General features: G+C 70.2%; 15 protein-coding genes. 6 read left to right on the forward strand and 9 right to left on the reverse strand.

Annotation, left to right across the window (positions count from 1 at the left end; genetic code table 11):
• Nucleotides 1–351: 351 nt before the first annotated feature.
• Nucleotides 352–1,113, reverse strand: coding sequence for a RadC family protein (radC, locus tag DRV84_RS10090; RefSeq protein WP_115980018.1), 762 nt, complete (start codon nucleotides 1,111–1,113; stop codon nucleotides 352–354).
• Nucleotides 1,114–1,221: 108 nt separating this feature from the next.
• Between radC and DRV84_RS10095 the strand changes: the two genes are divergently transcribed.
• Nucleotides 1,222–1,800, forward strand: coding sequence for a nitroreductase family protein (locus tag DRV84_RS10095; protein WP_115980020.1), 579 nt, complete (start codon nucleotides 1,222–1,224; stop codon nucleotides 1,798–1,800).
• Nucleotides 1,785–2,489: an EI24 domain-containing protein gene (locus DRV84_RS10100; RefSeq protein ID WP_115980022.1), complete on the forward strand. Its 705-nt coding sequence runs from the start codon at nucleotides 1,785–1,787 to the stop codon at nucleotides 2,487–2,489. Before DRV84_RS10095 ends, DRV84_RS10100 begins: the two co-directional genes overlap by 16 nt.
• A gap of 3 nt (nucleotides 2,490–2,492) precedes the next feature.
• On the opposite strand, the gene DRV84_RS10105 is transcribed toward DRV84_RS10100, so the two are convergent.
• Complete coding sequence (locus DRV84_RS10105) at nucleotides 2,493–2,780, reverse strand: DUF1467 family protein (protein ID WP_115980025.1); 288 nt, start codon at nucleotides 2,778–2,780, stop codon at nucleotides 2,493–2,495.
• Nucleotides 2,781–2,807: 27 nt separating this feature from the next.
• Nucleotides 2,808–3,212: a methylmalonyl-CoA epimerase gene (gene mce / locus DRV84_RS10110; protein ID WP_115980028.1), complete on the reverse strand. Its 405-nt coding sequence runs from the start codon at nucleotides 3,210–3,212 to the stop codon at nucleotides 2,808–2,810.
• A gap of 155 nt (nucleotides 3,213–3,367) precedes the next feature.
• On the opposite strand from mce, the gene DRV84_RS10115 reads away from it, so the two are divergent.
• On the forward strand, nucleotides 3,368–4,081 hold the full coding sequence (locus DRV84_RS10115; protein WP_115980030.1) for a response regulator: 714 nt from the start codon (nucleotides 3,368–3,370) through the stop codon (nucleotides 4,079–4,081).
• A gap of 7 nt (nucleotides 4,082–4,088) precedes the next feature.
• Here the strand turns inward: DRV84_RS10115 and DRV84_RS10120 are convergent, their stop codons facing one another.
• The 3 genes from DRV84_RS10120 to aspS form a co-directional block, all read right to left on the reverse strand.
• Nucleotides 4,089–5,291 (reverse strand): porin family protein, encoded by a 1,203-nt coding sequence (locus tag DRV84_RS10120; RefSeq protein ID WP_115980032.1) that lies wholly within the window; start codon nucleotides 5,289–5,291, stop codon nucleotides 4,089–4,091.
• A 95-nt stretch (nucleotides 5,292–5,386) separates the two neighbouring features.
• On the reverse strand, nucleotides 5,387–6,097 hold the full coding sequence (locus DRV84_RS10125; RefSeq protein WP_147298850.1) for a hypothetical protein: 711 nt from the start codon (nucleotides 6,095–6,097) through the stop codon (nucleotides 5,387–5,389).
• A gap of 213 nt (nucleotides 6,098–6,310) precedes the next feature.
• Nucleotides 6,311–8,086, reverse strand: a complete 1,776-nt coding sequence (aspS, locus tag DRV84_RS10130) for an aspartate--tRNA ligase (RefSeq protein ID WP_115980037.1) — start codon at nucleotides 8,084–8,086, stop codon at nucleotides 6,311–6,313.
• Between the two features lie 179 nt (nucleotides 8,087–8,265).
• Between aspS and DRV84_RS10135 the strand changes: the two genes are divergently transcribed.
• Complete coding sequence (locus DRV84_RS10135; protein WP_115980039.1) at nucleotides 8,266–9,507, forward strand: SAM-dependent methyltransferase; 1,242 nt, start codon at nucleotides 8,266–8,268, stop codon at nucleotides 9,505–9,507.
• A gap of 12 nt (nucleotides 9,508–9,519) precedes the next feature.
• Here DRV84_RS10135 and bchJ read toward each other — a convergent pair whose 3' ends face one another.
• Both bchJ and bchE read right to left on the reverse strand, forming a co-directional pair.
• Nucleotides 9,520–10,134, reverse strand: coding sequence for a bacteriochlorophyll 4-vinyl reductase (gene bchJ, locus DRV84_RS10140; protein WP_420541599.1), 615 nt, complete (start codon nucleotides 10,132–10,134; stop codon nucleotides 9,520–9,522).
• Nucleotide 10,135: 1 nt separating this feature from the next.
• Complete coding sequence (bchE, locus tag DRV84_RS10145; RefSeq protein WP_115980041.1) at nucleotides 10,136–11,800, reverse strand: magnesium-protoporphyrin IX monomethyl ester anaerobic oxidative cyclase; 1,665 nt, start codon at nucleotides 11,798–11,800, stop codon at nucleotides 10,136–10,138.
• 160 nt (nucleotides 11,801–11,960) lie between these two features.
• On the opposite strand from bchE, the gene carB reads away from it, so the two are divergent.
• On the forward strand, nucleotides 11,961–15,302 hold the full coding sequence (gene carB, locus DRV84_RS10150) for a carbamoyl-phosphate synthase large subunit (protein ID WP_115980044.1): 3,342 nt from the start codon (nucleotides 11,961–11,963) through the stop codon (nucleotides 15,300–15,302).
• Between the two features lie 3 nt (nucleotides 15,303–15,305).
• Here the strand turns inward: carB and DRV84_RS10155 are convergent, their stop codons facing one another.
• Nucleotides 15,306–16,109, reverse strand: a complete 804-nt coding sequence (locus tag DRV84_RS10155; protein WP_115980046.1) for an undecaprenyl-diphosphate phosphatase — start codon at nucleotides 16,107–16,109, stop codon at nucleotides 15,306–15,308.
• Nucleotides 16,110–16,332: 223 nt separating this feature from the next.
• Between DRV84_RS10155 and DRV84_RS10160 the strand changes: the two genes are divergently transcribed.
• On the forward strand, nucleotides 16,333–17,766 hold the full coding sequence (locus DRV84_RS10160) for an NAD(P)-dependent oxidoreductase (RefSeq protein ID WP_115980048.1): 1,434 nt from the start codon (nucleotides 16,333–16,335) through the stop codon (nucleotides 17,764–17,766).
• Nucleotides 17,767–17,787: the final 21 nt, after the last annotated feature.

A 17,787-nucleotide genomic window follows, 5' to 3' on the forward strand; every position in this document is an offset into this window, starting at 1 on the left:
CCGGACGGGGGGCTGGCCCCCCGTGCCGCGTCGCCCCCCTCGCGCCCGGCGCGGCTCGGCGTGCCCGGCTCGGGCGTGACCCTGCCCGCGGCGGCGCTGAGTCTCGAGCGGCTCTGACACACGCCGCGGCCGGGGCCCACCGCACGGACCCCGGCCGCCACGCGTCGCCACAACCTTCTTCTTGGTTCAAATATCACGGGGGGAGTCCGGCGCAGCCGGACGGGGGGGCTGGCCCCCCGTGCCGCGTCGCCCCCCCCTCGCGCCCGGCGCGGCTCGGGCGCGCCCCGGCCCGCGGCGGCCCCAACGCGTCGCCCGCGCGCGCGAGACGGCCCGTCAGGGCCACCGAGCGCCCTAGAGAAGCCCCTCGGCGCGGAAGCTGAGCTCCTGCGCGCGGCCGATCACGAGGTGGTCGTGCAGCGTGATCGACAGCGCCTCGGCCGCGCGGCGGATCTGCTCGGTCATGGCGATGTCGGCCTCCGACGGCGTGGGATCGCCAGAGGGGTGATTGTGCACGAGGATGAGCGCCGAGGCGTTCAGTTCCAGCGCGCGCTTGACCACCTCGCGGGGGTAGACGGGCACGTGATCCACCGTGCCGCGCGCCTGCTCCTCGTCGGCGATCAGCACGTTCTTCCGGTCGAGGTAGAGCACGCGGAACTGCTCCGTCTCGCGGTGCGCCATCGTGGTGTGGCAGTAGTCGATCAGCGCCTGCCAACTCGAGACCACCTGCCGGCGCAGCACCCGCGAGCGCGAGAGGCGGTGCGCCGCCGCCTCCACGATCTTGAGCTCGCAGACGACGGCCGGCCCCACGCCCTCCGTCTCGGTCAGCCGCTCGGCCGGCGCGGAGAGCACGGCGTTGAAATCGCCGAAGCGGTCGATCAGCGCGCGGGCGAGCGGCTTCACGTCGCGGCGCGGGATCGCGCGGAACAGCACGAGCTCCAGCAGTTCGTAATCCGGCATCGCCTCCGCCCCGCCGGCGAGGAAGCGCTCGCGCAGCCGCGCGCGGTGGTCGCGCAGGTAGCTCGGCGTGCGGCCGCCGGCGGGCGGCGGCGCCGCCTCCGCCTCGTCGGTGTCGAAGAGCGGCAGGGCGGCTTCGGCGAAGGCGGTCCGGGTCATGGCGCCGATCGAACAGGATTCGGATGAACAGACGGTTAACGCGCGCCGCCCTTGCATCGCGCCCCGCCGCGGCCGAGATAGGGCGCGCGCCCCGAGACGGAGACCGCGATGCCAGAGCCCAATCCCGCCGCGCTCGACTTCCTGCTGACGCGCCGCTCGCGCCCGGCCAAGACCCTCGGCGCCCCCGCGCCCACTGCGGACGAGCTGCGCCGCCTGCTCGCCGCCGCCGCGCGCGTGCCCGATCACGGCAAGCTCGAGCCGTGGCGCTTCGTCGTGCTGGAGCCGCGCGCGCTCGCCCGGCTCGCCCATCTCGCGCGGGAGCGCGCGATCGCGGAGGGCCATGACGACGCCGGCATCTCCAAGGCCGCGCAGCAGTTCGAACAGAGCCCGCTCGCCGTCGCCGTGATCGAGGTGCAGAAGCCCTCCGACAAGATCCCGGGCCTCGAGATGACCTATTCCGCGGGCGCCGCCGCGCTCTCGCTCCTGAACGCCGCGCTCGCCGCGGGCTGGGGGGCGAACTGGCTGACCGGCTGGCTGGCGCACGACCGCCCCTTCGCCGAGGCGGCGCTCGGCCTCGCCGAAAACGAACGCGTCGCGGGCTTCATCCACATCGGCACCGAAAGCGCCGCGCCGCCCGAGCGCCCACGCCCCGATCTCGACGGGATCGTGACGTGGCTCTCGGAGTGATCCTGTCGGCCTTCGCCAGGGCGCTCGGACAGCTCGGCGACCGGCGCTTCCGCGCGGTGCTCTGGCGCGGGCTGGCGCTGACGCTGGGGCTGCTGGCGGGGCTGACGGCACTTCTGGTCTGGGGGGTGGGCGCGCTCGTCGGGGACACGGTCGCGCTGCCCCTTCTGGGCGAGGTCGCCTGGGTGGACGATGTCCTGTCGTGGGCGTTCCTCGCTCTGATGATCGCGCTCTCGGTCTTTCTGATGGTGCCGGTGGCGGCGGCCTTCGTCTCGATCTTCCTCGAGGAGGTCGCGGGCGCGGTGGAGGCGCGGCACTACCCCGCGCTGCCGCCGGCGGGCGAGGTCTCGCTCCTCGACGGGCTGCGCGACGGGGCGTCGGCGCTCGGCCTGCTGATCGGGGCGAACGCCGTGGCGCTCGCCCTGACGCTCGTCTTTCCGATCGGGGGGCTGCCCGTCTTCTACGCGGTGAACGGGCTGCTGCTCGGGCGGGAGTATTTCACCGTCGTCGCCATGCGCCGGGTGGGCCGGGCCGAGGCCGCGCGGCTGCGGCGCAGGCACCTGCCGACGATCTGGGCGGCGGGGGTGCTGATGGCGCTGCCGCTGACGGTGCCGGTGCTCAACCTGATCGTGCCGATCCTCGGTGCGGCGACCTACACGCACATCTTCCACGCGCTCGAGCGGCGCGGCTGAGCCTCACTCGACGAGCGACGCGTCGGGCCCCATCCGGCCGAACATGTCGATGTCGCGCACGGTGATCGCGCCCGAGAGGATCACGGCCACCACCGCCCCCCAGAGGAGGACGGCGATCAGCGTCGAGATCGCGGCCTTGCGCTTCAGGTGATGATGCTCCGGCGCGCCGGCGGAGGTGCCCTCGAGCACCTTGCCCACGTCGCCCTGCGTGCGCAGGCGGATGGGCAGCGCCGTCAGGAACACGAGGAACCAGATCACGGCGAAGAGCACGACGGCGGAGGCGATGGACATGGGCGTTCCCTTCCGGCGCTGAGCCGCTCAGACCTCTTCGAGTTCGATGAGGCAGCCGTTGAAATCCTTCGGGTGCAGGAAGAGCACCGGCTTGCCGTGGGCGCCGATCTTGGGCTCCCCGTCGCCGAGCACGCGCGCGCCGCTCTCCGACAGGCGCGCGGCGGCGGCGCGGATGTCCTCCACCTCGTAGCAGACGTGGTGGATGCCGCCCGCCGGGTTCTTCTCGAGGAAGCCGGCGATCGGGCTGTCGTCCCCGAGGGGATGCAGAAGCTCGATCTTGGTGTTCGGGAGCTCGATGAAGACGACCGTGACGCCGTGGTCGGGCTCCGCCTGCGGGGCGCCGACGCTGGCGCCCAGCGCGCCGCGATACTGCGCGGCCGCGGCCTCGAGGTCTGGCACGGCGATGGCGACGTGGTTCAGGCGTCCGATCATGGGCGGGCTCTCCTCGGCTCGGTCGCCCGGGTTATGCGCCGCGCGGGCCGCCTCCCGCAAGGGGCAGCACGCCGCACGGCGCGCCGCGGCGTGGTTAACCCCGCCTTCACCCTCTTGCCCGGAGAGTGAGAGGCGCCAACCGAAAGGAGCCCGAGATGGACGAGATCGCCCCCTTCGCCGCCGCCCCGCTGCCCACCGCCGCGCGGCCCTTCCGCGGCCTGACGATCCTCGTGGTGGAGGACAGCCGCTACGCCTCGGAGGCGATGCGGCTCCTCTGCCTGAAGTCGGGCGCGCGCATCCGCCGGGCCGACAGCTTGCGCACAGCGCGGCGGCATCTCTCGGTTTATCGCCCCGTCGTGCTGCTCGTGCACCTCGGCCTGCCGGACGGCACCGGCGCCGCCCTCATCGCCGAGGCGGCGCGGGCGCGGCCGCGCATTCCGGTGATCCTCGGGATCAGCGGCGACCCCGCCCGCGCGGGGGAGGCCGCGGCGGCCGGCGCCGACGATTTCCTCGAAAAACCCGTCGCCTCCCTCGCCGCGTTCCAGTCCACGGTGCTGGAGTGCCTGCCCGACCGCGCGCGCGACGCCTACGACGAGGCGCCGGCGCACGAACTCCGGCCCGACCCGGCGCTCTACCGCGACGACCTCGCCCATGCCGCCGAGATCATCGGCGGCGAGATGGAGGAAGCCTCGCTCGCCTATCTCGTGCAATTCCTCGACGGCGTGGCGCAGAGCGCGGGCGACGCCCCGCTGTCGCAGGCGACCCGCGCGCTGGCCGAGGCGCAGCGCCGCGGCCGCCCCGCCGGCACGCCCCTCGCCCGCGTCGCGGGCCTCGTGCAGGCGCGGCTGGACGAGCGGGCCGCGATCTGACGCCCGCTCAGAAGCTGCGCGTCAGGCCGACGGAGACGGAGGTGTTGTCATAGCCGAAATAGGCGATGTTCGCCGCGCGCTCCTCGTACTCGAGCTTCAGAACGGGCGTCGCGCCGCGCCACGTCAGATCCCGGTTCAGCAGGCGGAGGCCGAGGGCGCGCGTGGTCTCGTCCCGGCGCTCGCCGAACACCGGGGCGGGGCCGTCGCGCCGCTCCCGGCTCAGCCGGGCATCGAGCGAGGCGACCCAGCCGCCGTCGAAGGCGCGCGTCACGCCGAGGGTCAGCCCGGCGATGCGGCGGCTTTCCGCCTCCGACCGCGCGTCGATCCGCGAGGCGGAGACCCCGCCGCTCAACAGCCAGCGCGGGCTCGGCGCATGGCGCAGCGTGACGCTGACCGAGCCGAAGCCGGCGTCGCGCTCGGGGCGATCCGGCGCCTCGCGCGCGCCGGCCTCCACGCGCGCCGACACCCGCGTGCGGCGCGACAGGCGGTCCCGGTATGTGGCGTAGAGCCCGCGGTCGTAGGAGAACCGCTCTCCGGCGAGATAATGCTCCCGCGCGAGGACGCCGCCCCCGATCCGGCGGTCGCCGCGTTTGCGGGTGAGCCCGGCCTCCAGCGCGGCGCTCGTCTCGTTCCAGTCGTCGTTTTCATAGACCTCGCCGGAAAGGCCGAGGCGCAGACGGCCGCGCCAGCCGTCCTCGAAACGCGGCGTGTAGGTCACCGAGACGCCGTAGGAGAGCGCGGTGCCCGGTTCGTCGGTCTCGTTGGGCGTCAACACGAGGTTGCCGATCCGGATCTCGCGCAGGTCGCTGCGCTGCGCGGCGTTGCTCTGCGGCACGATGGCGAAACGCAGGCGCGTGCGCCACACGCGCCGCCGGTCGAGCCGCGCCAGAAGGCGGCGCGCCAGCCGCTCCGCATCGTCCGACAACCGCCCCGAAAGCGCGGCGTCGATGTGAAAGCGCGCCTTGCGGTCATTGTCGGCGAGGAAATGTGCGACCCCGAGGTCGAGCCGCAGCCCGGCGTGGTCCGGCGCCGAGCTGACGGCGCGCTCCAGATGGGGAACCGCCTCCGCCGGCGCCCCGGCGCGCACCGCCGCGATCCCGCGCGCCCAGGCTTCGGCGTCGACCGACGCGCCGCGCGCCGGATCGGCGGCCGCCGCCGGGTGCAGAAGCTGAAAGCAGACGAAAAGAGCGGCGAGCGACAGGCGCAGCATGGGCAAACGGAGGTGATGGGGATGCAGGACGGGCGAGGCGGCAAAAAGACGGCGGCGCCCGAAAGCGCCGCCGCGGAGGGTGGAAGGGGTCGTGCTTACGGCGTCGTCTGTTCCGTCGCGTGGAAAGTGCCGTCGAGGGTCTCCCGCTCGCCACCACCTTCCGAGGTGATGCGCGCCTCGCCCAGAACCTCGCTGCCGTCGCCGACGAAAACGCCCTCGAGAAGACCACTCGCGGCGATCGTGCCGTCTCCAGTGTCGAACTGTTCCTGAAAGCTCGCCGTCAGGCGGGAGTCATCCACCGTACCTGTCAGGTTAGCGGTGATGTCCAAGTCTTGCGGTTGCCCATTGTCGTCCAACTCACGGAAATTGGCGAGTTCTCCAGTCAGGCCGGCATCATCGAAATCGACGTTCATCTCAACGTCGGCCATGATGCGGTTCAGATCCTCTCCGACTTCAAGGCTTCCGGCGTAACTGGCGTCGCCGGTCAGGTCAGCCGGTGCCGCAGCAGTATCAGGCGCGTTGTCGATAGCGGCAAAGTGGGTGTCGAGGTCACCGTCGAATAGACCGCTGTCTACCGTTTCAGCGCTACCGGCCGCGTCATCTTTGACAGCGGTGATCAGCGCGCTATCGTCTCCCCCCGAGTTCGCGGTCTCCGCAGGCATATCCGGCGTCGTCAGGCCCCCGTTGCTGTCGCTGCTCGAGCAGGCGGCGAGAGCGAGGGCGCTGGCCATGGAGACGACGGCCGTCCTGAAGTGAGGCGCGTTTTGCTCCGTTGATGCTTGTAATAAATCGGTTTTTCCGGTCATGCCCGCAATGCGGGCACTCCAATTGCCACCTTTAGATGTGCCTCGTGACGGAAACAAGGCATCCCTGCGCCCCGAACGTGCGGCTCTGGAAAAATTCGCACGGGCAGCCGCCGAACGTGATTCAGGGGTCACGGTCCGCACCGCGCATGAAAACGGCCGGCCCCGTGGCGGGACCGGCCGTGGATCGGGGGCGGCGGGCGCGCGCCCGCCGGCTCACTCCTTGGGGATCACCCGGAGGCCGAGTTCCATGAGCTGCTCGACCGAGGGCTCCGACGGCGCGCTCATCATCAGGTCCTCGGCGCGCTGGTTCATCGGGAAGGGGATGACCTCGCGGATGTTGATCTCGTCGGCGAGCAGCATCACCAGCCGGTCGATGCCCGCCGCGCAGCCGCCGTGCGGGGGCGCGCCGTAGTGGAAGGCGGTGAAGAGCCCGCCGAAGCGGCGGCGCACCTCGTCCTCCGAATAGCCCGCGATCTCGAAGGCCTTGAGCATCAGGTCCGGCCGATGGTTGCGGATCGCGCCCGAGACGACCTCGTAGCCGTTGCAGGTCAGGTCGTACTGCCAGCCCTTGACCTCGAGCGGGTCGCCCTCGAGCGCCTCCATCCCCCCCTGCGGCATGGAGAAGGGGTTGTGCTCAAAGTCGATCGCGCCGGTCTCGGGGTCCTTCTCGTAGATCGGGAAATCCACGATCCAGGCGAAGGCGAAGCGCCCCTCGTCGAGGTGGCCGAGCTCGCGCCCGATGACGTCGCGCGCGCGGGAGGCCACGCCCTCGAAGTCCTTCGGCCGCCCGCCGAGGAAGAAGGCCGCGTCGCCCTTGCCGAGGCCGAGTTGCTGCCGGATCGCCTCGGTCCGCTCGGGGCCGATGTTCTTGGCGAGCGGGCCGGCGGCCTCCACGCCGCTCTCGCCGTCGCGCCAGAAGATGTAGCCCATCCCCGGCAGGCCCTGCTCCTGCGCGAACTTGTTCATGCGGTCGCAGAACTTGCGCGAGCCGCCGTCCGGCGCGGGGATGGCGCGCACCTCGGTGCCCGGCTGCTCCAGGAGCTCGGCGAAGATCTTGAAGCCGGAGCCCGCGAAGTGCTCGCTCACCACGTCCATGCGGATCGGGTTGCGCAGGTCGGGCTTGTCGGTGCCGTACCAGCGCATCGCGTCGCGGTAGGGAATCTGCGGCCAGTGCTTGTCCACGGTGCGGCCCTGCCCGAACTCCTCGAAGAGCCCCTCGAGCACCGGCTGGATGGTGTCGAACACCTCCTGCTGGCTGACGAAGCTCATCTCCATGTCGAGCTGGTAGAAATCGGTGGGCGAGCGGTCGGCGCGCGGGTCCTCGTCGCGGAAGCAGGGCGCGATCTGGAAATACTTGTCGAAGCCCGAGACCATCAGCAGCTGCTTGAACTGCTGCGGCGCCTGCGGCAGCGCGTAGAACTTCCCCGGATGCAGCCGCGAGGGCACGAGGAAGTCGCGCGCGCCCTCGGGGGACGAGGCGGTGATGATCGGCGTCTGATACTCGCGGAAGCCTATGTCCCACATGCGCCGCCGGATCGAGGCGATCACGTCGGCGCGCAGCGTCATGTTGCGCTGCATCTCCTCGCGGCGCAGGTCGAGGTAGCGATAGCGCAGGCGCGTCTCCTCGGGGTATTCCTGATCACCGAAGACCATGAGCGGCAGCTCCTGCGCGCGGCCGAGCACCTCCATGTCGCGGATGTAGACCTCGATCTCGCCGGTGGGGAGCTTGGGGTTGATCAGCGACGGGTCGCGCGCCTTCACCACCCCGTCGATGCGGATGCACCACTCGGAACGCACGGCCTCCACCTCGGAAAACACCGGGCTGTCGGGGTCGCAGAGCACCTGCGTCACGCCGTAGTGGTCGCGCAGGTCGATGAAGAGCACGCCGCCGTGGTCGCGGACGCGATGGACCCAGCCCGACAGGCGCACGGTCTCGCCGACGGCCGAGGTGTCGAGGTCGGCGCAGGTGTGGGTGCGATAGGCGTGCATTCTTGCCCTCCGGGTCAGCGATCCGGCGCCGATACACTCGGCAGGGGGTCGGAAGTCAAGGGCGGGCGGTCGCCGTCATTTGAGGAAATGCGAATCTCATGTAATACTTTTCGGCGGGAGGCAGGTCGAACCGTCGTGCGCCTCCGGGCGTTCGGCTCCGGAACACGAGGGGGTATGTCATGTGGGAACGTGTCTTCGACAGCATGGTGCGCCGGCTCATCGTCCGCGGTCGGCTCACCATCACCGACCCGGACGGGCAGCGCCGAAGCTACGGCCCCGGCGGGGGGCTCGAAGCGGAGGCGCGCTTCACCGATCCGGGCATCTATCGCCGGCTCTGCACGAATCCCGAGCTCGCGCTGGGCGAGGGCTACATGGACGGCACGATCGAGGTCGCGCCGGACGCGCTCTACGACCTGCTCGCGCTGCTGATCGTCAACCGCAACGCCGGGCAGTTCCCGCCCTGGATCCGCGGCATCGACCGGATGCGCTTCCTGTTGCGGCGCTGGGCGATGAAGAACACGCCGCTCACCGCGCGGCAGAACGTGGCCCACCACTACGACCTGAGCGACGATCTCTACGCGCTCTTCCTCGACGAGGACTGGCAGTATTCCTGCGCCTATTTCGCGCGGCCGGACATGACGCTCGAGGAGGCGCAGGAGGCCAAGAAGGCCCACATCGCGCAGAAGCTGATGATCCGCGAGGGCGACCGCGTGCTCGACATCGGCTGCGGCTGGGGCGGCATGGCGATCACGCTGGCGCGCGATTTCGGCGCGCGGGTCGTCGGCGTGACGCTGAGCGAGAATCAGCTCGAGCGGGCCCGGGCGCGGGCCGAGGCGGCGGGCCTGTCGAAGCGGGTGGAGTTTCGGCTGCTCGACTATCGCAAGCTCGACGAGACCTTCGACCGGATCGTCAGCGTCGGCATGCTCGAGCACGTGGGCGTGCCGCAGTATCAGACCTATTTCGACAAGGTGGCCGAACTTCTGACCGAGGACGGCATCGCGCTCATTCACACGATCGGGCGGATGGAGGAACCGACGGCGCAGATGCCCTGGTTCAACAAGTACATCTTTCCGGGCGGCTATGTGCCATCCCTGTCGGAACTCGCCCCCGCGATCGAGACATCGGGGCTGCACGGCACCGATTTCGAGGTGTTGCAGGGCACCTTTCACTATGCCCGCACGCTCGAGCACTGGCGCGCGCGGTTCGAGGCCAATCTCGACAAGGTGCGCGCGCTCAACGACGAGCGGTTCGTGCGCATGTGGCGCTTTTACCTCGTGGCCTGCGAGGCGGCCTTCGACTCCACGCGGCAGGGCGTCTTTCAGATGCAGCTCACGCGCCGACAGGACACCATCCCGGCGACGCGCGAGTATCTCTATAACCCGCCCGTGGCCGCCCCGCGGCAGCTCGAGGCGGGGGAATAGCGCCCAGTCGTTTCAAGCGTCGCGCACCAGCTCGAAGCGGCAGGCGGGATAGCCCGTCGCGCCGCACTCGGTCTCGATGCAGCGCATCTTCGGGTGCACGAGCGCGGCGTAGAGCGTCGTGAACACGCCGCAATGCCAGTGGCAGAGGGCGTGGTCCGCGCGCTCACCGCGGACGATCGGGTTGTCCCTGAGCTCGAACGAGAAGGGCGAGAGCACGCGGAACTCGCCCGAGCCCGCGAAGGTCCAGGCGTTGGCCGCGATCGCCCGCGCCAGCAGCCGCGCCGACAGCCGCCAGGGCAGCGACAGGAGCATCGACTGCGCCGTCTGCGGGATGCGGTGCGTCAGGATGTAGCGCCCGGTCATCACGCCCGCCTCGTAGGAGAGCCCCTCGGCCATGTCGGGCGCGAGCCGCCGCAGCGCCTGATGCACCCGCGCCACCGGCGCCTCGTCGATCATGCTCTCGCCGTCGGGCAGCACGTCGAGGTCGGCGGCCTCGTAGACCGCCCGGTCGAGCCCCGCGGCGCGCAGGAGCGGGTCGAGCTGCAGGATGGCGTTCGGCCCGATCAGCGCCGGCTGCACGGGCTGCGCGGTCTCGTATCGGCTGAAGTCTTCCATGACGGCCGCCATGTCACGCATCCTCCATCTGTTCGGTGCCCCCGCCGCAGGCCTTCACCTCGGCGCCGTTGGGCATCTTGAAGCTTTCGCGCCGCACCTCGGCGCGGTCCTTCATCTGCGCGCGCACGGCCTCGCGGCGTTCCTTGGCGCGCGCGGCGCGGTCGGCGGCGGCCTCCCAGTCCTCCATCTGCGCCTCGGCGATCTGGCGCGTCTCGTCGAAGTGGAAATCCACCTTGTCCTTGGACTGCGGCCCCCAGTAGCCGGCCTTGCCGAGATCGTAGAAGGTCCGCGCGAAGCCCGCCTTCAGGAAGGCCTTGAGGCAGCCGAGCAGGTAGCGCCGGCGGTAGCCCGTGCCCCGCCACGGATAATGGAAGAGCGCCTTCTGCATGTAGAAGCGGCGGTAGTTCTTCATCACGCCGTTCAGAAGCTCGCCGCGCTCCATCGCCGCGGGCTTCATGATGGGCGTGACGAAGTTGTACTTGGAGAAGTCGTAGATCTCGACCTGGTCCTTGAGCTCCTGGAAGAGCGGCGTGAAGGGCCATGGCGTGTACATCGCCCAGTTGGCGAGGTCCGGCTGCCAGTCCCACGCCATGCGGTAAGTCTCTTCCAGCGTCTCCTCGGTCTCGTTGTCGAGCCCGACGATGAACTGCGCCTCCACGAAGATGTCGGCGTCGCGCAGGAGCTTGATGGCCTGCTTGTTCTCCTCGACCTTGGTTTCCTTGTTGAACTGGTCGAGCTTCATCTGCGCCGCCGCCTCGGTCCCGAGCGAGACGTGCACCAGCCCGGCCTCGCGGTAGAAGGACAGGAGCTCGCGGTCGCGGTAGATGTCGGTGACGCGGGTGTTGATGCCCCACTGCACGCGGCGCGGCAGGTCGCGGTCGATGAGCTCCTGGCAGAACTCGACGAACTTCTTGCGGTTGATGGTGGGTTCCTCGTCGGCGAGGATGAAGAAGCCGACGCCGTGGTTCTCGACGAGATCCTCGATCTCGTCCACCACCGCCTTGGGCTCGCGCACGCGGTAGTCGCGCCAGAATTTCCACTGCGAGCAGAAGGAACAGGTGAAGGGGCAGCCGCGCGCCATGTTGGGGATGGCGACGCGCGTGTTGAGCGGGATGTAGATGTATTTCTCCCACTCGAGAATCGACCAGTCGGGCTTGATTCCCTCGAGGTTCTTGACCGTCGGCGCGGCCTCGGTCGCCACGATCTGCTCGCCGTCGCGGAAGGCGAGGCCCTTGATCTTGTAGCGGTCGTCGGGCCAGCGGCCGTCCTCGATGGCGAGCATCAGCTCGGTGACGATCTCCTCGCCCTCGCCGCGCACGATCACGTCCACCCAGGGCGCCTCGGAGAGCACCTGCTTGTACATGAAGGTGGCGTGGATGCCGCCGAGGATGCGCACCGCCTGCGGCGCCTTCTCCTCGGCGATCTTGAGGATCTCCTCGGCCTTGTAGATCGAGGGCGTGATGGCGGTGACGCCGATGGCGTCGGGCCGGATCGCCTCGATCCGCGCCGCGACCTCCTCGTCGGAGAGGTCGTTCGTCATCGCGTCGACGAAGTGGATGTCGTCGAACCCCGCCTCCCGCAGGCTGCCCGTGAGGTAGGCGACCCATGCGGGCGGCCAGTTGCCCGCGATCTCCGCGCCGCCGGAGCGGTAGTTGGGATGGACGAACAGAATGCGCATGGTCTTACTCCCTCGTTGGGAGCGACACTCGCATAGCGGTTGTCACTTTTGCTTGACACAGATCAACCGGCCGCGACGGCACGCGCCGGCCCCTTGCGCCGCGACCGTGCTCAACTATAACCCGCACGACTTTGCGCGCCCCTTTCCTGCAGGTTCCTCCATGCCCAAGCGTACGGACATCCAGTCGATCATGATCATCGGCGCGGGGCCGATCATCATCGGGCAGGCCTGCGAGTTCGACTATTCCGGCGCCCAAGCCTGCAAGGCGCTGCGGGAAGAGGGCTACCGGGTGATCCTCGTGAACTCGAACCCGGCGACCATCATGACCGACCCGGGCCTCGCGGACGCCACCTACATCGAGCCGATCACGCCGGAGGTGGTCGCGAAGATCATCGCGCAGGAAAAGCCCGACGCGCTGCTGCCCACGATGGGCGGGCAGACGGGGCTGAACACCGCGCTCGAGCTCGAGGAGATGGGCGTGCTCGCCGAGCACGGGGTCGAGATGATCGGCGCGCGCCGCGAGGCGATCGAGATGGCCGAGGACCGCCGCCTCTTCCGCGAGGCGATGGAGCGCATCGGGCTGGAGAACCCCGCCGCCACCATCGTCTCGGCGCCGAAGCGCGACGACGGCACGCTCGACGTGGAGGCCGGCGTGCAGGCCGCGCTCGATGCGCTCGACGAGATCGGCCTGCCGGCGATCATCCGCCCCGCCTACACCCTCGGGGGCACGGGCGGCGGCGTCGCCTATAACCGCGACGACTACATCCATTACTGCCGCTCGGGGCTCGACGCCTCGCCGGTGGGGCAGATCCTGATCGACGAGTCGCTCCTCGGCTGGAAGGAGTTCGAGATGGAGGTGGTCCGCGACAAGGCGGACAACGCCATCATCGTCTGCTCGATCGAGAACGTGGACCCGATGGGCGTGCACACGGGCGACTCGATCACCGTGGCCCCGGCGCTGACGCTCACCGACAAGGAATACCAGATCATGCGCAACGGCTCGATCGCCGTGCTGCGCGAGATCGGGGTGGAGACCGGCGGCTCCAACGTGCAGTGGGCCGTGCATCCCGAGACCGGGCGCATGGTCGTGATCGAGATGAACCCGCGGGTGAGCCGCTCCTCGGCGCTCGCGTCGAAGGCCACGGGCTTTCCGATCGCCAAGATCGCCGCGAAGCTCGCCGTGGGCTACACCCTCGACGAGCTCGACAACGACATCACCAAGGTCACGCCGGCGAGCTTCGAGCCGACCATCGACTACGTCGTCACCAAGATCCCGCGCTTCGCCTTCGAGAAGTTCCCGGGCGCCGAGGCCACGCTGACCACCGCGATGAAATCGGTGGGCGAAGCCATGGCCATCGGCCGCACGATCCACGAATCGATGCAGAAGGCGCTCTCCAGCCTCGAGACCGGGCTCTCGGGCTTCGACGAGATCGCGATCGAGGGCGCCGACGACCCCGAACAGGGCGAGGCGGCGGTGATCCGCGCGCTCAGCCGGCAGACGCCGGACCGCCTGCGCCTCATCGCGCAGGCGATGCGGCACGGGCTCTCGGACGACGCGATCATCGGGGTGACGAAATTCGACCCCTGGTTCGTCGCCCGCATCCGCGAGATCGTCGAGGCCGAGACCCGCGTGCGCGACAACGGCCTGCCCGTCACCGAGGAGGGGCTGCGCGAGCTCAAGATGATGGGCTTCACCGACGCCCGCCTCGCGCAGCTCTCGGGCCGCGACGAGGCGCAGGTGCGCCGCGCGCGCCAGAATCTCGGGGTGACGGCCGTCTTCAAGCGCATCGACACCTGCGCGGCCGAGTTCGAGGCGCAGACGCCCTACATGTATTCCACCTACGAGGCGCCCATGATGGGCGAGGTGGAATGCGAGGCGCGGCCCTCGGACCGGAAGAAAGTCGTGATCCTCGGCGGCGGGCCGAACCGCATCGGGCAGGGGATCGAGTTCGACTACTGCTGCTGTCACGCCTGCTACGCGCTGACCGACGCGGGGTTCGAGACCATCATGGTCAACTGCAACCCCGAGACGGTGAGCACCGACTACGACACCTCCGACCGGCTCTATTTCGAGCCGCTGACGCTGGAGCACGTCCTCGAGATCCTGCGCGTCGAGCAGGAAAACGGCACGCTCGCCGGCGTCATCGTGCAGTTCGGCGGGCAGACGCCGCTCAAGCTCGCCAACGACCTCGAGGCCGAGGGCATCCCGATCCTCGGCACCACGCCGGACGCCATCGACCTCGCCGAGGACCGCGAGCGCTTCCAGACGCTGGTGAACAAGCTCGCGCTGAAACAGCCGAAGAACGGGCTCGCCTCTTCCAAGGCCGAGGCCGTCGCCATCGCCGGCGAGATCGGCTTCCCGCTGGTGATCCGGCCGTCCTACGTGCTCGGCGGCCGCGCGATGGAGATCGTGCGCGACATGGCCCATCTCGAGCGCTACGTCGACGAGGCGGTGGTCGTCTCGGGGAAAAACCCGGTGCTGCTCGACGGCTACCTCGCCGGCGCGACGGAAGTGGACGTGGACGCCATCGCCGACGGGCAGGACGTGCACGTCGCCGGCGTCATGCAGCACATCGAGGAGGCAGGCGTGCACTCGGGCGATTCGGCCTGCTGCCTGCCGCCGCATTCCCTGCCCGAGGCCATCGTGGCCGAGATCGCGCGCCAGACCCGGGCGCTCGCGCTCGAGCTCGGCGTGGTGGGGCTGATGAACGTGCAGTTCGCGGTGAAGGACGGCGAGGTCTTCCTGATCGAGGTGAACCCGCGGGCGAGCCGCACCGTGCCCTTCGTCGCCAAGGCGACCGACAGCGCCATCGCCTCCATCGCCGCGCGCGTCATGGCGGGCGAGCCGCTCTCGGCCTTCGCCCGGCGCGCGGCCTATACCGACGCCGATTACGATCAGCCCCTGCCGCTGGCCGATCCGATGACGCTCGCCGATCCGGCGATGCCGTGGTTCTCGGTCAAGGAGGCGGTGCTGCCCTTCGCGCGCTTCCCCGGCGTGGACACGATCCTCGGCCCCGAGATGCGCTCGACGGGCGAGGTCATGGGCTGGGACCGGAGCTTCCCGCGCGCCTTCCTCAAGGCGCAGATGGGCGCGGGCATGGTGCTGCCCGAGGGCGGGCGCGCCTTCGTCTCGATCCGCGACGCCGACAAGGGCCCGATGATGCAGGAAGCCGCCCGCACGCTCGTCGCGCTCGGCTTCACCATCGCGGCGACGCGCGGCACGGCGCTCTGGCTGCGCGAGAACGACGTCCCCTGCGAGGACGTCAACAAGGTCTACGAGGGCCGGCCGAACATCGTGGACCGGCTGAAGAACGCCGAGATCGACCTCGTGATGAACACGACCGAGGGCGCGCAGGCCGTCGAGGACAGCCGCGACATCCGCTCCGTCGCGCTCTATTCGAAGATCCCCTACTTCACGACCGCCGCCGCCGCCCATGCCGCGGCGCTCGCCATGCAGGCGCGCCGCGAGGACGACCTCGCCGTGAAGCCGCTGCAGAACTGAGGCTCAGGCGTAGGCCCAGATCAGGAGCGCGGCGCCCAGCGCGACGCGGTAGAGGACGTAGGGCGTGAAGCTCACGCGCTGCAGGAGCCGCATCATCGCCGCCAGCGCGGCGAGCGCGGCGACGAAGGCGAAGGCGGCGGCGATCGCGCCGTCGCGGGCGAGCTGTGCGTCGGCCTCCGCCGCGACCTCGATCGTCAGGAGACCGCCGGAGGCGAGGATCGTCGGGATCGACATCAGCATGGCGAGTTTCGCCGCGCCGTGGCGTGTGTAGCCGAGGAAGCGCGCGCCCGTGATGCAGATGCCCGAGCGCGAGGTGCCCGGGATCAGCGCCACCGCCTGCCAGAGCCCGAGGATCGCGGCGTGGCGCAGCGACCAGTCCCCGGCCCCGCGCGCCGCGGGGGCGAAGCGGTCGGCCACCCAGAGAACCACGCCGAAGCCGAGCGTCGTCCAGCCGACCACCGCGACCGAGCGCAGCGCCGCGTCGAGCCCGGCGACGCGCAGCGCCAGCCCCGCCGCCATCACCGGCAGCGTGGCGATGAGCAGAAGGAGCGCCAGCCGCGCCCCCGGCGTGTCCGCGCGCCCGATGAGCAGGCGCGGCACCCCGGCGACGGCGCCGGCCACGTCGCGCCAGAAATAGAGCACCACGGCGGCGAGCGTGCCCACGTGCACCGCGACGTCGATGGCGAGCCCCTGATCGTCCAGCCCGGTGAGCCCCGGCAGGAGAATCAGGTGCCCCGACGACGAGATCGGCAGGAACTCGGTCACGCCCTGCAGGGCGGCGACGAGGATCAGATGGAAAAGCGTCATGCCGCGCGCGTCCCTCTGGCCGGTCGGTGCCCGGTATAAGCCAATGCGCCGCAAAGGAAAGCGCGCCATTAGGTCCGGAATGTTACCTTTTCCGCGCTGCGGCGCGGCGCCGGGTCGCGGGCCTGGCGCAGAAAAACTGATAGTAGGTCAGTATGGCTGCCTTTTCTTCGCGTCCGCTCTCCTATATCCAGCCCTCCACGGCAATGGCCGCAGGGAGTGTGCGATGTCCGGACAACAGATGCTCAAGTTCGTCTCGATCGAACGCGCGATGCCCGAGAAGCGGGACGCGAACGTGCGCGCGCACGACTTTCACGAGATCTACGCCGAGTTCGCGCACGAGAAGGCCGAGGAGCAGGCCGGGCGCTGCTCGCAGTGCGGCGTGCCCTACTGCCAGAGCCACTGCCCGCTGCACAACAACATCCCCGACTGGCTGAAGCTCACCGCCGAGGGCCGCCTGCGCGAGGCCTACGAGCTCAGTCAGGCGACGAACACCTTCCCGGAGATCTGCGGCCGCATCTGCCCGCAGGACCGCCTCTGCGAGGGCGCCTGCGTGATCGAGCAGTCGGGCCACGGTACGGTGACCATCGGCGCGGTCGAGAAATACATCACCGACACCGCCTGGGAAGAAGGCTGGGTCGAGCCGATCCGCCCCGCCGCCGAGCGTCCCGAGAGCGTCGGCATCATCGGCGCCGGTCCCGGCGGGCTCGCCGCGGCGGACGTGCTGCGCCGCGCCGGCGTGCAGGTCACCGTTTACGACCGCTACGACCGCGCCGGCGGGCTGATGACCTACGGCATCCCCGGCTTCAAACTGGAGAAGGACGTCGTCACCCGCCGCAACGACCAGCTGTCCGACGGCGGCGTCGAGTTCGTGCTGGACTGCAACGTGGGCGAGGATATTTCCTTCGAGGAGATCCGCGGCAAGCACGACGCGGTGCTGATCGCCACCGGCGTCTACAAGGCGCGCGAACTGCCCGGCCCGGGTGCCGGCGCGCAGGGGATCGTGCGCGCGCTCGACTTCCTGACCGCGTCCAACCGCAAAAGCTTCGGCGACGCGGTGCCGGAGTTCGACTCGGGCGAGCTGAGCGCCGAGGGCAAGCGCGTCGTGGTGATCGGCGGCGGCGACACGGCGATGGACTGCGTGCGCACCGCCGTGCGCCAGGGCGCCAAGAGCGTGAAGTGCCTCTACCGCCGCGACCGCGCCAACATGCCCGGCAGCCAGCGCGAGGTCGCCAACGCCGAGGAGGAGGGCGTCGAGTTCGTCTGGCTCTCCGCGCCGAAGGGCTTCGTCGGCGACCCGGTCGAAGAGGTGCTCGTGCAGCGCATGCGCCTCGGCACGCCGGACGCCACGGGCCGCCAGACGCCCGAGGTGATCGAGGGCGCCGACTACGCCGAGCCCGCCGACATGGTGATCAAGGCGCTCGGCTTCGAGCCCGAGGAGCTGCCGAAGCTCTGGGGCGTCGACGGCCTCGAGGTGACGCGCTGGGGCACCGTGAAGGCCGAGTTCACCACAGGGCGCACCTCGCTGCCCGGCGTCTACGCGGTGGGCGACATCGTGCGCGGCGCCTCGCTGGTGGTCTGGGCGATCCGCGACGGGCGCGACGCGGCGGAGGCGATCCTCGAGGATCTCGCCGCGCAGCCCGCCGTCGCGGCCGAGTGAGCCCTGGCGGCGCGGAAGGAG

The sequence above is a fragment of the Rhodosalinus sediminis genome, from assembly GCF_003385555.1.
Taxonomy (GTDB): domain Bacteria; phylum Pseudomonadota; class Alphaproteobacteria; order Rhodobacterales; family Rhodobacteraceae; genus Rhodosalinus; species Rhodosalinus sediminis.

Bases quoted from the DNA above. Each gene is read 5' to 3' on its own strand.
- DRV84_RS10155 (WP_115980046.1), bottom strand. From the start codon at position 16,109: ATGACGCTTTTCCATCTGATCCTCGTCGCCGCCCTGCAGGGCGTGACC.
- DRV84_RS10105 (WP_115980025.1), bottom strand. From the start codon at position 2,780: ATGTCCATCGCCTCCGCCGTCGTGCTCTTCGCCGTGATCTGGTTCCTC.
- DRV84_RS10135 (WP_115980039.1), top strand. From the start codon at position 8,266: ATGTGGGAACGTGTCTTCGACAGCATGGTGCGCCGGCTCATCGTCCGC.
- carB (WP_115980044.1), top strand. From the start codon at position 11,961: ATGCCCAAGCGTACGGACATCCAGTCGATCATGATCATCGGCGCGGGG.
- bchJ (WP_420541599.1), bottom strand. From the start codon at position 10,134: ATGGCGGCCGTCATGGAAGACTTCAGCCGATACGAGACCGCGCAGCCC.
- DRV84_RS10095 (WP_115980020.1), top strand. From the start codon at position 1,222: ATGCCAGAGCCCAATCCCGCCGCGCTCGACTTCCTGCTGACGCGCCGC.
- DRV84_RS10120 (WP_115980032.1), bottom strand. From the start codon at position 5,291: ATGCTGCGCCTGTCGCTCGCCGCTCTTTTCGTCTGCTTTCAGCTTCTG.
- DRV84_RS10160 (WP_115980048.1), top strand. From the start codon at position 16,333: ATGTCCGGACAACAGATGCTCAAGTTCGTCTCGATCGAACGCGCGATG.
- bchE (WP_115980041.1), bottom strand. From the start codon at position 11,800: ATGCGCATTCTGTTCGTCCATCCCAACTACCGCTCCGGCGGCGCGGAG.
- mce (WP_115980028.1), bottom strand. From the start codon at position 3,212: ATGATCGGACGCCTGAACCACGTCGCCATCGCCGTGCCAGACCTCGAG.
- DRV84_RS10125 (WP_147298850.1), bottom strand. From the start codon at position 6,097: ATGACCGGAAAAACCGATTTATTACAAGCATCAACGGAGCAAAACGCG.
- aspS (WP_115980037.1), bottom strand. From the start codon at position 8,086: ATGCACGCCTATCGCACCCACACCTGCGCCGACCTCGACACCTCGGCC.
- DRV84_RS10115 (WP_115980030.1), top strand. From the start codon at position 3,368: ATGGACGAGATCGCCCCCTTCGCCGCCGCCCCGCTGCCCACCGCCGCG.
- radC (WP_115980018.1), bottom strand. From the start codon at position 1,113: ATGACCCGGACCGCCTTCGCCGAAGCCGCCCTGCCGCTCTTCGACACC.